Origin of the sequence: Roseobacter sp. TSBP12 (genome assembly GCF_009129705.1) — a bacterium.
Taxonomy (GTDB): domain Bacteria; phylum Pseudomonadota; class Alphaproteobacteria; order Rhodobacterales; family Rhodobacteraceae; genus Celeribacter; species Celeribacter baekdonensis_A.
This window is the reverse complement of the sequence record NZ_PYIB01000020.1, coordinates 17,729-32,050: the sequence shown is the minus strand read 5'-3', so window position 1 is coordinate 32,050 and position 14,322 is coordinate 17,729. Positions and strand designations below refer to the sequence as shown.

Below are 14,322 nucleotides of genomic sequence, written 5' to 3'. Positions count from 1 at the left end.
ATGAGAGCAGTGATGTCATCGCAGGCGTGTGATCAGTCAATGTAGTCGCTGATCCGTTGAAGCGTTGCGGTATCTTTGAGCATCTGTGCTTCGGACGCATCAATGTCGAGCCAATAGATTTCGGCGCCTGTGTCTGCGGCAATTTGTTGTGCGGCATCAGAGTGGATCACTTTCTCAGCGATGGCCGCGATTTTGTCGCGGGCCACTTGCGGTGTGTCCTTGTGCACGAACAGGCCATTCCATGTGGAGAACGGCAGATCCGCTGCGATCTCTCCGGCTGTTGGGACATCCGGCAAAAGCGGAATGCGATTGTTGGTCACCGACATCAGAATGTTGAGATCATCCAGACAGGGACGGATCAATTGCAGTGTGGTGTTGATGACATCGGCGTCCCCTGAGGCGAGTGTGTTGCAATCGAGCGCATCGAAGGCCGCATCAGAAGCGTAGGAAAAGCCGAGCTCTTTGGCGAGAGCAAGCGTGTGACGCGCGGGGCTTGTTTCGGAGCCGAAATGGCCCAAAGCGACGTCGTGATCTTTGGCGTAGGCGGCAAGCTCTGCCATGGTGGTGTAGGGCGCGTCACCCGCTGCTGCGACGACAAACGGATAGCTCAAGAAAATGCCAACAGGCTCAAACGGGTTGGGGTCAAGCGGACCGATGCCAATGTATGGACCGACCATGGGCACGTCGATCACGAAGGAGCCGACGGTGTAACCATCCGCCGGAGCCAGCGCCACGTCAACCGCACCGGGGAAGGGGCCACCGCCGCCGCCGGGTTTGTTCACCACGGCTGCGGGCACGCCGTAGGTGGCCTGAAATTCGTCCGCGATCATGCGGGTCAGGATGTCCTCCAAATCGCCGGGCGGAAAGGGAACGACAAACTCAACGGGTTTTTCGGGATATTCGGCCGAAGCTGCCAAAGGCATAGCGGCAAGCACGGCGGCGGAGCCGATTTTCAAAAGCGTGGTCATAGTTTCTCCTGTCGAGCGTATCAGCGACTTTGTAAGCCGGTATTTGTTTTTATATGCGATGTACCGCCATCCAATGAGTCTGTGAGAGCATCAGAGGTCAGTTTCACTTTGCCCCCTAAACATGTCATCCACCCAGTTTTCCGCCATTGCAAAACGCGCCAAAAAAGCGATAATTTGCGCAAGTTCCTTTTCCAAACAGATGGAAATTTAAACAGATGGCAGATGCGACGCACGGCCATGCAGCAATTCGCAGTACGGTGCTTGGATCCGTTCTTGATCGTTTGATTGCGCGAGGCGTTTCGACTCAGCCGCTTTTATCGAAACATGGAATGAGCCTTGATATATTGAAGGATCCCTATGCCCGACTTTCAGTGATGGAATACGCGGGATTTATGGAAAGTGCCGCCGCTCTATCCGGGGACGAGCATATCGGGGCCCGGATCGGAAGCGACATTCGTGCCGGGGATCTTGGTCCAATGGGCATCCTTTTGTCCCTTTCGCGGTCAATTTATGTCGGAATTGATCGGATTGTGCGGTCTACGCGGTCGCTTCAAACAGGCACCGAAGTTGCGCTCATCGAAAATGGCGATGATGTGTTTTGGTCCTATCGTTTGGTCGATGGCCACATCTGGCCCCGCAGGCAAGATGCGGAATTCACCCTTGTCGCAACCACGCAGGTGATCCGCGACAATTTTATCAGTCGCTGGGCGCCACAACAGGTTCATTTCGAACATGTGGAGCCAGAAAGCGCACAGTTTTTACGTCGATATTTTGGGTGCCCGGTGCTTTACGGTCAGGCGACAAACCGGCTGGTGATGGATCGTGGCCCGATGTTGGAGATTTACCGTGCGGAGGACACTGCGTTGGTGTCTATGTTGGAACGTCACATCGCGGATTTGATTGAGAAAACACCGCGACGCTCCACGCTTACGGAAGCGACGCGCTCCATCGTCTCTTCGTCTCTCGGGTTGCGGCCCGTGTCGGTTGAGCGGGTGGCAGAAACCCTAGGCCTGTCCTCACGCAACCTTCAGCGCAAGCTGGCGGAAGAAGGCACAAGCGTTCGGATTTTACTTGATGAAATCCGGCGAACGCGAGCCGAAATGCTCTTGCAGGAAGGCACGCAAAGTGTTGGCCGCATTGCGACGGCATTGGGATACGCCGACGGCACAGCCTTTTGGCGCGCCCATAAACGATGGTCCGAACATTCGCCGCGCCAAGTGAAGGCATCGGGGTCGTCGCTATGACCGAGGGTGTTTTGCGCGACATGCGGGCAATCTGATCATGTGTGCCGCGCGGGGATTCGCTATGGGTGGCCATGGAAAATGCGCCACAACATCAAAGCGCTTAAATTTCGCGCAGACCTTAGAAAAACCCGCACAGAGATTGGAATCCTTGAAGATAAAGGGGTTCCGCGATGGCTGCGCCTAAATTGAAAATGCCGCTGCAGCGTGTGGATAAGGCTCGGATGGCGTAAACTATCGGAAAAATGACGCGCCGCGCAATGGGCAAACCTGTCTGCAATCTCGTTTCTGGTCATCAGATCGTCGCCCGTGTTCATTCGGAACCATGGCGGCCCATGACACAGCGACCAAAAGAGAGCCCTATGACAGACTTGCCCAAAATCGATTTCATCTACCTCAATGAACAAGACATGATCAAAGCAGGCGTGACCGATATGGCCGGTTGCGTGGATGCCATGGAGGACATGTTCGTCCTGCTGCACAAAGGCGATTATCGCATGGCGGGCGCGAACAATGACAGCCACGGTGCGATGGTGGTTTTTCCCGAAAATTCGCCCTTTCCCAACATGCCAAAACCCACGGCGGATCGCCGTTTCATGGCGATGCCGGCCTATCTTGGTGGCGCGTATGGCACCACCGGTGTGAAATGGTATGGCTCCAACATTGCCAACCGGGACAAGGGCCTGCCGCGGTCCATTCTGATGTTCACGCTCAACGATACCGATACGGGTGCGCCGCTGGCGATCATGTCGGCAAACCTGTTGTCGGCTTACCGCACGGGCGCGGTGCCGGGGGTCGGCGCCCGTCATCTGGCACGCAAAGACTCGAAAGTGGTGGCGGTCTATGGTCCCGGCGTGATGGGCAAAACCTCCCTTGCGGCTTTCATGGTGGCGTGTCCGGGCATTGACACTTTGAAAATTCAGGGCCGGGGCCAAAAGAGCCTCGACAGTTTCATCTCCTGGACCAAAGAGACCTATCCGCAGATCACCAACATCGAGATCGTCACCGACATCGAAACCCTCGTGCGCGGTTCTGACATTGTGACCTATTGCGCCTCTGGCGAGACCGGTGACGTGTCGAAATACCCGATTGTGAAACGCGACTGGCTCAAACCCGGTGCGTTTCTGTCGATGCCCGCGTCCTGCGAAATTGACGAGGGCATGGAGCAAAAAGACGTGCGCAAGGTGATGGATAACATCGGCCTCTATGAGGCGTGGTTCGAAGAGCTGCCGAAACCCGCCCACGTCCACGTTCCGGTCATTGGTGTGCGGTTCATGGACATGATCCATGAGGGTAAAATGACCCATGATGATCTCGAAGACCTCGGTGATATTTGTGCGGGGGCCACTCCGGGTCGGCAAAATGATGAGGAGATCATCATGCTCTCCGTTGGCGGGATGCCGGTCGAAGATGTGGCTTGGGGTACAACCGTTTACCGCACTGCGATCGCCAAAGGCATCGGCACCAAGCTCAACCTGTGGGACGTGCCTGTTCTGCGTTGATTTGAGTATCCATTTGAAACAGAAAGAAAAAACATGACAAAAATTGTCAAAGTTAAAACCGGTGCCAAGCTGGAACAGCTCAGCAGCTATTCCCGCATTGTGATGGTCGACAACTGGATTTCGGTGTCGAACACCGCCGGGCGCAACCCGCAGACCAAAGAGATTCCCGAAGACCTGCGCGAACAGACGCTTCAGGTGTTTGAGAATATCGAAAATGCGCTCAAAGCCGTGGGATCGGGACTTGAGGATGTGATCTCGACCCGCGTGTTCATCCAAACGCCCAGCGACACCCCGGCTGTGATGGAGATTTTCGGCGAAAAATTTCGTGGCGTTGATCCAACCACCACGGTGACCTGTCCGCCGCTTGGCTCCTCTGTCTACAAAGTTGAGATCGAGGTCAGCGCCTACCGCGGCGCGTCCAAAGCCGAGATCGAATACATCGACACGTCGCTTTGATCGCTCCACATCCCCTCTTTCAAGGACTGCCCCATGGCCCCCAAAACCGCCCCCGTCCAAACCGCCACTGAGGCACCTAAATCCACCTCTGTTGTCATCATCGGCGGTGGAATTGTCGGGGTGACGGCGGCTTTGACCCTCGCGGAGCGCGGGGTCTCCGTCACCGTTTTGGAAAAGGGCCGGGTCGCGGGCGAACAATCCTCGCGCAATTTGGGCTGGATTCGGAAAACATCGCGTGCGCCGAAAGATGTGCCGATGTCTTTGGCCTCGGATGCGCTTTGGGCGACGATGGCGCAGCGTACGGGCGTGGATGTCGGGTATCGGCAAGAGGGCATTTTATTCGCCGCCAAAACTGAGGCAGAAATGGAGATGCATCGCGCATGGCTTGCCTCGGTGGCGGAGTATAACCTCGACAGTCGGATGGTGACGGACAAAGAGATTGCGGAGCTGGTTCCGGGGGGAGGGACGTCTTGGGCCGGGGGGATTTACACCCCCTCGGATGGCTACGCCGAACCGACGATTGCCCCTATCGCCATTGCCAATGCCGCCGTCGCCAAAGGGGCTGTGATCGTCGACAACTGCGCGGTGCGCACACTGGTGCGGTCTGCCGGGAAAGTCAGCGGTGTGGTGACGGAAAAAGGCGAAGTCTCCTGTGATCATGTCATCCTCGCGGCTGGGCTTTGGTCGCGCAAATTCTTGGGCAATATGGGGGTCTCTTTCCCGACTTTGCCTTTGGTGTGTTACGCCATTCGCACCGCGCCGATGGAGGGGCCGACACGTATCGCCGTGGGGACGCCGGATATGTCGTTTCGCAAGCGGATGGATGGGGGCTTTACGGTTTGTCAACGCGGTGCGGTGGGATCGCCCTTGGTTCTTGATCATGCGCTTTTGGGGATGAAATACCTGCCGATGTTCAAACATGGCCGCAACATGTTGCGTATTTCTTTGGGGCGGGAGTTTATCGAAGATTTCAAACTCGCGCGACGCTGGTCGCCTGATCGCATCTCGCCATTCGAGAAACTGCGTACCATGGACCCGCGGGTGAATACCGGCATCAATGCCGAAGCGATGGCCAATATCAAAACCTACTGGCCAGCTTTTGCGGAGATCAAATCCGCTGAAGAATGGGGCGGCACGATGGATATCACGCCGGATTCGCTACCCGTCATTGGTGGGATCGACGGGGTTGGAGGGCTCACGCTTGCCACGGGTTTTTCAGGCCACGGGTTTGGCACTTCGCCTGCGGCAGGGCAACTTGCCGCCGATTTGGTGATGGGCGTCCCACCGATTATTGACCCAAGCCCCTATCGGTTTGATCGGTTTTGAGACTCAAATCCTACCGGGGCGGCGATTTTGGACTGGGTGCATTTTCGAAACGATGTACGGCCAAATATGTCGACGGTGGGGCAGGGGGCTATTCCGTCTCTCGTTCAAGCCGGCTCACATGTATTTGGGTCGCCCACATTGCACACAGGTCTTCCAAAGGGCGAGGCACCGGCGCGTCGGTAAAGAAGTCGTCGATCTCCGAGAGGGATGCGATCCGGGCAGGGGCGGTACGTTTGAGCTTGGTGTGATCCGCAACCAACATGGTGCGGCGAGACTGATGCAGGATCGTTTGACTGACGCCGACTTCGCGCAGATCAAAGTCCAAAATGTCGCCGTCTTGATCAATGGCGGAACATCCGATGACGCCGATGTCGAATTTGAATTGCCGGATCGCGGCGGTTGTGATGTCCCCGATCAGCCCGCCGTCAGATTGGCGCAGTGATCCGCCGGTCACAAGCACCTCGCAATCAGGGTTTCGAGTCAAAATATTGGCCACGTTCATGTTATTGGTGACAACCATGAGATTGCGATGATGCAGCAACTCAGCCGCGACCGCCTCCGTACTTGTTCCTATGTTGAGGAAAATCGCACAGTTTTCGGGGATCATTGCGGCACAGGCCTGTGCCATGGCGATCTTTCCTCCCGCATTCAGCCGCCGCCGCTCTTGATAAGCGATGTTGACCGTGCCGGACGGCAACACCGCGCCGCCGTGAACACGCTCCAACCTCCCGGCATTGGCCAACTCGCTCAGATCGCGGCGGATCGTTTGTAATGTGACGCCAAGATGCTCCGCAAGATGTTCGACCGTCACTTTCCCGTCCCGTCGGGCAATATCAAGGATCTCAGGGAAGCGGATGTTTTGCGACATAAAGAGGCTTTCGGTTTGGTGTGAGGCGATCCTGCTTTGCAATTGTCCTGTGCGGCGGAATCAAAGGGCTGAATGGCCATTGAGCTCAGGCTCGGCCATGTTCGTTTCTGCGTGGTTTTAGCATCTATCGTTTATTTCTACGATAAAATGCGCAATTCTCAATTCTTTTTCTCTGTAAATTCAGGGCGTTTTCGCAATTTTTACAAAAACCGAAAAAAATCGAAAATAAACATTTTCTTTTTAGCGCGACTTTGTCACAGTGCTGTCATCAGGGTTTGGGAGGATCCAACGTGAGCGAGAATGCGCAGATCTGCGATTTGCTGGTGATTGGCGGCGGCATCAATGGCTGTGGAATTGCCCGTGACGCCGCAGGTCGCGGATTAAGTGTGACGCTGGCCGAAATGTCGGATCTGGCCTCTGCGACCTCTTCCGCCTCGACCAAACTGTTTCATGGTGGGTTGCGGTATCTTGAGTATTTCGAATTTCGTTTGGTCCGCGAGGCATTGATCGAACGCGAAACCCTTTTGCGGGCAATGCCACATATCAGTTGGCCGATGCGGTTTGTCTTGCCGTACCAAAAGGACATGCGGTTTGAGAGTGACACGCCAACCTCAAAGTTGCTGTCCCTGTTCATGCCATGGATGAAAGGGCGTCGCCCGGCCTGGCTGATCCGGCTTGGGTTGTTGATGTACGACACTTTGGGGGGGCGGCAAATCCTCCCCGGCACCAAAACGCTTGATCTCAAGCATGGACCAGAAGGCGCACCACTCAAACCCCTCTTTGCCAAGGCCTATGAATATAGCGATTGCTGGGTCGAGGATTCACGCCTTGTGGTTTTGAACGCGCGCGACGCGGTGGCGCGGGGTGCCAAAATCCTCCCTCGGACCAAAGTTGTGTCCGCCAGATCCGAGGGCGGCATCTGGACCGTGACGCTCAAAGATGTCGAAACCGGAGGCACTCACGACATGCGTGCCCGTATGGTTGTCAACGCGGGTGGCCCATGGGTCGGTCAAATCTTGCGTCAACAAATCGGCTCCAACAGCACCGACAATATTCGCCTTGTGCGCGGCAGCCACATCGTCACCAAGCGTTTGTTTGATCATGACAAATGCTATTTTTTCCAAGGCACGGACGGGCGGATCATGTTCGCGATCCCCTATGAGACGGATTTCACCCTGATCGGCACCACCGACAATGAGCATAGCGACCTGTCGCAAAATCCGGTCTGCACGCCCGAAGAAAAGCGCTACATGATTGAGTTTGTGAACGCCTATTTGAAAGAGCCAATCCGCGACGAGGACATCGTCTGGACCTATTCCGGTGTGCGCCCGCTTTATGATGATGGTGCGAGTTCTGCGACGGCGGCGACGCGTGATTACACCCTTAAGATCGACGACAGTGCTGGCGCACCGGCGCTTCATATTTTTGGCGGCAAGATCACGACCTACCGCCGCCTCGCCGAAAGCGCGCTTGAAAAAATCGGCACCCGCCTGACCGTGGCGCAAGGCCCATGGACCGCAGGGGTTGCCATGCCCGGTGGGGATTTTCCCGTCGATGGGGTCGAACCTCTTATCACCGATCTGCGTCACATCTATCCCTTCCTCGATGATCGCTGGGCGCGCCGTCTCATCCGCGCCTATGGCACCGAGGCCCGCGATGTTTTGGGCGCGGCCAAAACGATTGAGGATCTTGGCCAGGATTTCGGTGCAACATTGACCGCCGCAGAGGTCAACTGGCTTATGGACCGCGAATTTGCCCGTACCGCAGAGGATGTTCTGTGGCGGCGCAGCAAATTGGGCCTGCGCACCGTAAAGGCCAGCGCCCTCGAAACCTACATGACCGAGCGCCGCGCACACGCAAAGGACATTGCATGACACTTGAACTTGATGACGTCAGCTATGTTGCTGGCGGCAAGACCTTTATCTATCCGACCAATTTGGCGCTTGAAAACGGCACGATGAATGTGCTGTTGGGGCCAACCTCGTCGGGCAAAACGACCTTGATGCGCCTGATGGCGGGACTCGATGTGCCGACCAAGGGGCGCATTCGCTGGAACGGTGAGGATGTGACCGGACAACGCGTCCAGGATCGCAAAATCGCGATGGTCTATCAGCAATTCATCAACTACCCGGCGATGACGGTTTACGACAACATTGCCTCGCCGATGAAGCTGATGGGGCTTGAGACAGCAGAGATCGACAGTCGTGTGCGCAAGACGGCGGAGTTGATGCAACTGACCCCGATGCTGGACCGCAAGCCGCTTGAGCTCTCGGGCGGCCAGCAACAGCGCTGTGCTTTGGCACGGGCCTTGGTCAAAAACGCCGGTCTGGTGTTGCTTGATGAACCCTTGGCGAACCTGGATTACAAATTGCGCGAAGAGTTGCGCGCCGAAATCCCGCGCATTTTTGCGGAATCCGGGTCGATTTTTGTCTATGCCACCACGGAGCCGGAAGAAGCCCTGTTGCTGGGCGGCAATTGTGCGACCCTTTGGGAAGGCCGGGTGACACAATTCGGCCCGACGGCACAGGTCTATCGTAACCCGAAGGATGCCACGACCGCACGCGTGTTTTCCGATCCGCCGATGAATTTCCTGCATGTGGAAAAACGCGGCGATTTGATGCATTTTGGTCATCAAGAGAGCATCCCTGCGGTGGGCGGACATGTCGCCGACGGCAAATATATGCTTGGGTTTCGGCCCAACCACCTTTCGTTGGAGCCGGGCGACGGCAAGCTTGGTTTTGATGCGACGCTTGGCGTGATGGAACTTACCGGCTCGGAAACCTTTGTGCATCTGTCGCATTTTGACGCGAAATGGGTCGGTTTGGTCCATGGTGTGCGCGATCTGAAGCCGGGTCAAAAGCTGCCCGTCTATCTCGATACATCGCGGATTTATCTGTTTGCTGAGGACGGCACGCTTGTCGCCTCTGCCCCTTATGCGGAGACGGTGTCACATGGCTAAGATCACACTTGAGAACCTTGCGCATTCCTATTTGCCGGACCCAAAGAGTGAAAACGACTTTGCGCTCAAAGAGTTGAACCATGATTGGGCCGATGGTGAGGCCTATGCGCTTTTGGGCTCATCCGGCTGCGGCAAGTCCACGCTTTTGAACATCATTTCCGGCCTGTTGATCCCCTCACAAGGTCGGGTGTTGTTCGATGGCACCGATGTGACGATGTCGCCCACGGCAGACCGCAACATCGCGCAGGTGTTTCAGTTCCCTGTTGTTTACGACACGATGACTGTGCGGCAAAACCTTGCGTTCCCGCTAAAAAACCGGGGTATGGACGCAGCCGAGATCAAACGTCGCGTGCAGCGCGTCGGTAAGATGATTGATATGGAAGCGGAGCTGGATCACAAAGCGCGCGGCCTGACGGCAGATGCAAAACAAAAGATTTCGCTTGGGCGCGGCATGGTGCGCGAGGACGTTAATGCGCTCTTGTTTGATGAACCCCTGACCGTGATTGACCCGCATATGAAATGGGAATTGCGCACCCAACTCAAGCAACTGCATCAGGATTTCGGGCACACAATGATCTATGTGACCCACGACCAAACCGAGGCGCTGACCTTTGCGGATAAGGTCGTCGTTATGTATGACGGTCGCGTCGTTCAAATTGGCACGCCACAAGACCTGTTCGAACGCCCTGCACATACTTTTGTGGGCTATTTTATCGGATCGCCCGGTATGAACCTGTTTGAGGCCACAATTGAGGGCGCCACGGCCCGCGTTGGCGATACCACTGTCGATCTGGGGGGCACCTATGTGGCAAGCGGCAAAACACAGCTTGGCGTGCGCCCTGAATTCATCCGGCTGAGCGCGGGCGGCACGGGTATTCCCGCGCAGATCAACCGCGTCGAAGATGTCGGGCGTCACAAGATTGTCCGCCTGACCGTCGAGGGGCGCGAAACAAACGCGGTCATCGGGGAGGGGGTCGACATTCCCGCAGGGACGGACCGGATCAGTTTTGCGCCCGAAGGGATCAATGTTTACGCCAATGACTGGCGCATCAGTGCAAAAGGGGACGCCGCATGAACAAGACCGTCAATCAAAAAGCATGGTTCCTTGTCCTGCCCGTGCTGATCTTGGTCGCCTTTTCCGCCGTCATCCCATTGATGACCGTGGTGAACTATTCTGTCCAAGACACGTTCGGCAACAATCAGTTCTTCTGGGCGGGCCTCGATTGGTTTGATGACATGTTGCATTCGGATCGGATGTGGAACGCGCTTGGGCGTCAGCTGATGTTCTCCGGCATCATTTTGGCCATTGAAGTGCCGCTGGGGATTTATGTCGCGCTGCACATGCCGAAAAAGGGCTTTTGGTCCTCGTTCTGTCTTGTGTTGATGTCGCTGCCTTTGTTGATCCCGTGGAACGTGGTGGGCACCATTTGGCAAATCTTTGGCCGCGTCGACATTGGGCTTTTGGGCCACGCGCTGGACGCGCTGGGTGTGGATTACAACTACACCCAAGATACGATGGACGCGTGGATCACTGTGATCGTGATGGACGTCTGGCACTGGACCTCGCTCGTGGCGCTTCTGGCCTATGCTGGTCTGCGGTCGATCCCTGATGCCTATTATCAAGCGGCTAAAATCGACCAAGCCAGCCGCTGGGCCGTGTTTCGCTACATCGAATTGCCCAAGATGGCGGGCGTGTTGATGATTGCGATCCTGCTGCGCTTTATGGACAGCTTTATGATCTACACCGAGCCTTTCGTTTTGACCGGGGGCGGTCCGGGCAATGCGACCACCTTCCTCTCCATCGACCTTGTGAAAATGGCCTTGGGGCAATTTGATCTTGGACCCGCTGCTGCCTTTAGCCTGATGTATTTCCTGACGATTATGGCGATCAGCTGGGTGTTCTACACGGTGATGACCACGATTGACAAAAGGGATGGCAAGTAAATGACCGAGACCGCAATTCCAGAAATCGTCAGCCGGACGGGCAAGATGAAAATTGAAAAACCGCGCACCCCGTCCAAGCGGATGCGCCCCTCTGGCGGGGCCGTGGTGATGGGTCTGTACCTGCTGTTCTTGATGCTGCCGATCTATTGGCTGCTCAATATGAGCCTCAAGACCAACTCTGAAATCCTTGGTGCCTTTAGCCTGTGGCCGCGCAATTTGACCTTCGCAAACTATGCGACCATCCTCACCGACCCGAGTTGGTACATGGGCTATGTCAACTCCCTGATCTATGTGGTGATGAACACAACCATCAGCCTCGCCGTCGCGCTACCGGCTGCCTATGCGTTCAGCCGCTACAGCTTCATGGGCGATAAACATCTGTTCTTTTGGCTTTTGACCAACCGCATGGCACCGCCTGCCGTGTTTGCCCTGCCGTTCTTTCAACTTTATTCCAGCATCGGCCTGTTTGACACGCATATCGCGGTGGCTCTGGCGCATTGCCTGTTCAATGTGCCGCTCGCGGTCTGGATTTTAGAAGGATTCATGCGGGGTGTGCCCAAGGAGATCGATGAGACCGCCTATATTGATGGCTATTCCTTCCCGGCGTTTTTCGTGAAAATCTTCACGCCCCTCATCGCAAGCGGCATCGGCGTCGCGGCGTTCTTTTGCTTCATGTTCTCTTGGGTCGAGTTGTTGCTGAGCCGCACTTTGACCTCTGTGGAGGCCAAACCCATCGCCGCCACCATGACCCGCACCGTCGGGGCCGCAGGTGTCGACTGGGGCGTACTGGCCGCCGCGGGTGTTCTGACCATCGTCCCCGGTGCTTTGGTCATCTATTTCGTGCGCAACTACATCGCCAAGGGCTTTGCCCTGGGGCGGGTGTAAAGGATGCGTCGCTTGAAAGGAGTTCGCTATGCTTGACTGGATGGCCTGGACATGGCCCACCGCCACATTTTTTCTCATCATCGCCGCGCTTTTGGCCACGTTTACGGTGCTGGCGATCAAATTCCCCGAGATGCCCCGCAAGGGTATTCTACAGATCGAAACCACGCGGGGGGATCGGTTGTTCATCACGCTCTTGGGGTCCGCGTTTGTCAATCTTGCGTGGCTTGGTTTGGGCGTTGGCCCACAAGCTTACGCCTTGATTGCCTGTCTGGTCTATGCCGCAGCGGTGTTTCGCTGGGTGTAGGTGCTGACAAACTCCGGCCTGAAAATGGAAGAGGTTCAGGCCGGCTTTACGCCTACGTTCAATCAAAGGGAGGAAACCTACATGAACGTCTTACTGAAATCATCAACGGCTCTGGGATTGGCGCTTGCGCTCACCCAACCCGCTTGGGCCGATATGGCCGCTGCGACTGACTTTCTGGACAACGAGATCGCGGGCCTGTCGACCCTGTCCCGTGCCGACCAAGAAGCAGAAATGCAGTGGTTCATTGATGCCGCTCAACCGTTTCAGGGCATGTCGATCAACGTGGTCTCCGAGACCATCACCACCCATGAATACGAATCCCAAGTGCTTGCCCCTGCGTTCACAGCCATCACGGGGATCAACGTCACGCATGACCTGATCGGCGAAGGTGATGTGGTCGAAAAACTGCAAACCCAAATGCAGTCCGGCGAAAACATCTATGACGCTTATGTCAACGACTCTGATCTGATCGGCACCCACTGGCGCTATCAACAGGTGCGCAACCTGACCGACTGGATGGCGAATGAGGGCAAGGATGTGACCTCGCCGACGCTGAACCTCGCCGATTTTATCGGCACACAGTTCACCACCGCCCCCGATGGGGATCTGTATCAGCTCCCGACCCAACAGTTCGCGAACCTCTATTGGTTCCGCTATGACTGGTTCAATGATCCTGACATCAAAGCGGCCTTTAAAGAAGCCTATGGTTATGATCTCGGTGTGCCTGTGAACTGGTCAGCCTATGAAGACATTGCCGAATTCTTTACCGGGCGCACCATTGATGGCGTCGAAGTCTATGGCAACATGGATTACGGCAAAAAAGACCCGAGCCTCGGCTGGCGCTACACCGACGCGTGGATGTCCATGGCCGGGATGGGCGACAAGGGTGAACCGAACGGGCTTCCGGTCGACGAATGGGGCATCCGTGTGAATGAGAAATCGCAACCCGTTGGGGCCTGTGTCGATCGTGGTGGGGCAACGAACTCCCCTGCGGCTGTCTATGCCATCGACAAGGCGATCAAGTGGCTGCAAGACTACGCCCCTCCCTCAGCGGCGGGCATGACCTTCTCTGAGGCGGGTCCTGTTCCGGCGCAGGGCAATATCGCGCAACAGATGTTCATGTACACCACCTTTGTTGCACCTCTGGTCGCCTCGGATGCGGTGATGAACGAAGACGGCACACCAAAGTGGCGCCTCGCCCCAAGCCCGCATGGCGTGTATTGGGAAGAGGGCATGAAAGTTGGCTATCAGGACGTGGGCAGCTGGACCTTGATGAAATCCACTCCGGTGGATCGGGCCCAAGCTGCGTGGCTTTACGCACAGTTCGTCACCTCTATGACTGTCGATGTGAAGAAATCCGATGTCGGCCTCACGTTTATTCGCGAGTCCACCATCAATTCCGACCACTTCACAGATCGCGCGGACAAACTTGGGGGCCTGGTCGAATTTTATCGCTCGCCGGACCGTGTCCGTTGGTCGCCTACGGGTACAAACGTGCCCGACTATCCGAAACTTGCACAGCTGTGGTGGCAGAACATCGGCGACGCCATGTCCGGTGCGAAAACCTCGAAAGAGGCGCTTGATCAGCTCTGTGGTGACATGGAAAGCGTGATGGCACGTCTGGAACGCGCTGGAATCCAAGGCGATCTTGGTCCGGTTCTCAACGACAAAGAGGACGATAGCTATTGGTTGGAACAGCCGGGCGCACCGAAGCCCAAGCTGGACAACGAGGACGAAACCCCGATGACCATCGGCTATGACGAACTTGTTTCCTCCTGGAAGCAATAAGTTTGTGACCCTTGCCGGGGCGCGGCAGATCTGCTGCGCCCCGTTTTTGTGCCCGGCTGCTTAAGCCCGGCCGTTTTGCCT

At 56.3% G+C, this 14,322-nt stretch carries 13 protein-coding genes; 11 read left to right on the top strand and 2 right to left on the bottom strand.

Going from position 1 to position 14,322, the window contains the following annotated elements:
* Positions 1-32: 32 nt before the first annotated feature.
* Positions 33-968: a tripartite tricarboxylate transporter substrate-binding protein gene (locus tag C8029_RS05125; RefSeq protein WP_009573179.1), complete on the bottom strand. Its 936-nt coding sequence runs from the start codon at positions 966-968 to the stop codon at positions 33-35.
* A gap of 215 nt (positions 969-1,183) precedes the next feature.
* Here C8029_RS05125 and C8029_RS05120 point away from each other — a divergent pair, with 215 nt between their 5' ends.
* From C8029_RS05120 to C8029_RS05105, 4 genes are all read left to right on the top strand, one after another.
* Positions 1,184-2,212, top strand: a complete 1,029-nt coding sequence (locus tag C8029_RS05120) for an AraC family transcriptional regulator (RefSeq protein WP_009573178.1) — start codon at positions 1,184-1,186, stop codon at positions 2,210-2,212.
* Positions 2,213-2,571: 359 nt separating this feature from the next.
* Entirely contained in the window at positions 2,572-3,711 is a 1,140-nt protein-coding gene (locus tag C8029_RS05115) for an ornithine cyclodeaminase family protein (protein WP_152002414.1), read from the top strand.
* A 33-nt stretch (positions 3,712-3,744) separates the two neighbouring features.
* A complete protein-coding gene (locus C8029_RS05110; RefSeq protein WP_152002413.1) occupies positions 3,745-4,167 on the top strand; it encodes a Rid family hydrolase in 423 nt (140 codons plus the stop codon).
* 33 nt (positions 4,168-4,200) lie between these two features.
* The gene (locus tag C8029_RS05105) at positions 4,201-5,493 is read left to right on the top strand and encodes an NAD(P)/FAD-dependent oxidoreductase (RefSeq protein WP_152002412.1); all 1,293 of its coding nucleotides are present in this window, start codon (positions 4,201-4,203) and stop codon (positions 5,491-5,493) included.
* Positions 5,494-5,581: 88 nt separating this feature from the next.
* Here C8029_RS05105 and C8029_RS05100 read toward each other — a convergent pair whose 3' ends face one another.
* Positions 5,582-6,361: a DeoR/GlpR family DNA-binding transcription regulator gene (locus tag C8029_RS05100; RefSeq protein ID WP_009573174.1), complete on the bottom strand. Its 780-nt coding sequence runs from the start codon at positions 6,359-6,361 to the stop codon at positions 5,582-5,584.
* Between the two features lie 290 nt (positions 6,362-6,651).
* Between C8029_RS05100 and glpD the strand changes: the two genes are divergently transcribed.
* The 7 genes from glpD (at position 6,652) to C8029_RS05065 (ending at position 14,241) form a co-directional block, all read left to right on the top strand.
* Entirely contained in the window at positions 6,652-8,235 is a 1,584-nt protein-coding gene (glpD, locus tag C8029_RS05095) for a glycerol-3-phosphate dehydrogenase (RefSeq protein WP_152002411.1), read from the top strand.
* On the top strand, positions 8,232-9,320 hold the full coding sequence (locus C8029_RS05090; protein ID WP_152002410.1) for an ABC transporter ATP-binding protein: 1,089 nt from the start codon (positions 8,232-8,234) through the stop codon (positions 9,318-9,320). Before glpD ends, C8029_RS05090 begins: the two co-directional genes overlap by 4 nt.
* Positions 9,313-10,395, top strand: coding sequence for an ABC transporter ATP-binding protein (locus C8029_RS05085; RefSeq protein WP_152002409.1), 1,083 nt, complete (start codon positions 9,313-9,315; stop codon positions 10,393-10,395). The genes C8029_RS05090 and C8029_RS05085 overlap by 8 nt, the downstream gene beginning before the upstream one ends.
* A complete protein-coding gene (locus tag C8029_RS05080; RefSeq protein WP_009573170.1) occupies positions 10,392-11,264 on the top strand; it encodes a carbohydrate ABC transporter permease in 873 nt (290 codons plus the stop codon). The genes C8029_RS05085 and C8029_RS05080 overlap by 4 nt, the downstream gene beginning before the upstream one ends.
* Positions 11,265-11,309: 45 nt before the next feature.
* The gene (locus tag C8029_RS05075) at positions 11,310-12,149 is read left to right on the top strand and encodes a carbohydrate ABC transporter permease (protein ID WP_051130648.1); all 840 of its coding nucleotides are present in this window, start codon (positions 11,310-11,312) and stop codon (positions 12,147-12,149) included.
* A 28-nt stretch (positions 12,150-12,177) separates the two neighbouring features.
* Positions 12,178-12,453 (top strand): DUF2160 domain-containing protein, encoded by a 276-nt coding sequence (locus C8029_RS05070; RefSeq protein WP_009573168.1) that lies wholly within the window; start codon positions 12,178-12,180, stop codon positions 12,451-12,453.
* 81 nt (positions 12,454-12,534) lie between these two features.
* Positions 12,535-14,241: an ABC transporter substrate-binding protein gene (locus tag C8029_RS05065; RefSeq protein WP_009573167.1), complete on the top strand. Its 1,707-nt coding sequence runs from the start codon at positions 12,535-12,537 to the stop codon at positions 14,239-14,241.
* The last annotated feature ends 81 nt before the right edge of the window (positions 14,242-14,322 follow it).

What these genes read in the sequence shown, in the direction of transcription:
- C8029_RS05105 (WP_152002412.1), top strand. Translation starts at nt 4,201, where the DNA reads ATGGCCCCCAAAACCGCCCCCGTCCAAACCGCCACTGAGGCACCTAAA.
- C8029_RS05070 (WP_009573168.1), top strand. Translation starts at nt 12,178, where the DNA reads ATGCTTGACTGGATGGCCTGGACATGGCCCACCGCCACATTTTTTCTC.
- C8029_RS05090 (WP_152002410.1), top strand. Translation starts at nt 8,232, where the DNA reads ATGACACTTGAACTTGATGACGTCAGCTATGTTGCTGGCGGCAAGACC.
- C8029_RS05100 (WP_009573174.1), bottom strand. Translation starts at nt 6,361, where the DNA reads ATGTCGCAAAACATCCGCTTCCCTGAGATCCTTGATATTGCCCGACGG.
- C8029_RS05080 (WP_009573170.1), top strand. Translation starts at nt 10,392, where the DNA reads ATGAACAAGACCGTCAATCAAAAAGCATGGTTCCTTGTCCTGCCCGTG.
- C8029_RS05110 (WP_152002413.1), top strand. Translation starts at nt 3,745, where the DNA reads ATGACAAAAATTGTCAAAGTTAAAACCGGTGCCAAGCTGGAACAGCTC.
- C8029_RS05115 (WP_152002414.1), top strand. Translation starts at nt 2,572, where the DNA reads ATGACAGACTTGCCCAAAATCGATTTCATCTACCTCAATGAACAAGAC.
- C8029_RS05085 (WP_152002409.1), top strand. Translation starts at nt 9,313, where the DNA reads ATGGCTAAGATCACACTTGAGAACCTTGCGCATTCCTATTTGCCGGAC.
- C8029_RS05065 (WP_009573167.1), top strand. Translation starts at nt 12,535, where the DNA reads ATGAACGTCTTACTGAAATCATCAACGGCTCTGGGATTGGCGCTTGCG.
- C8029_RS05125 (WP_009573179.1), bottom strand. Translation starts at nt 968, where the DNA reads ATGACCACGCTTTTGAAAATCGGCTCCGCCGCCGTGCTTGCCGCTATG.
- C8029_RS05120 (WP_009573178.1), top strand. Translation starts at nt 1,184, where the DNA reads ATGGCAGATGCGACGCACGGCCATGCAGCAATTCGCAGTACGGTGCTT.
- C8029_RS05075 (WP_051130648.1), top strand. Translation starts at nt 11,310, where the DNA reads ATGAAAATTGAAAAACCGCGCACCCCGTCCAAGCGGATGCGCCCCTCT.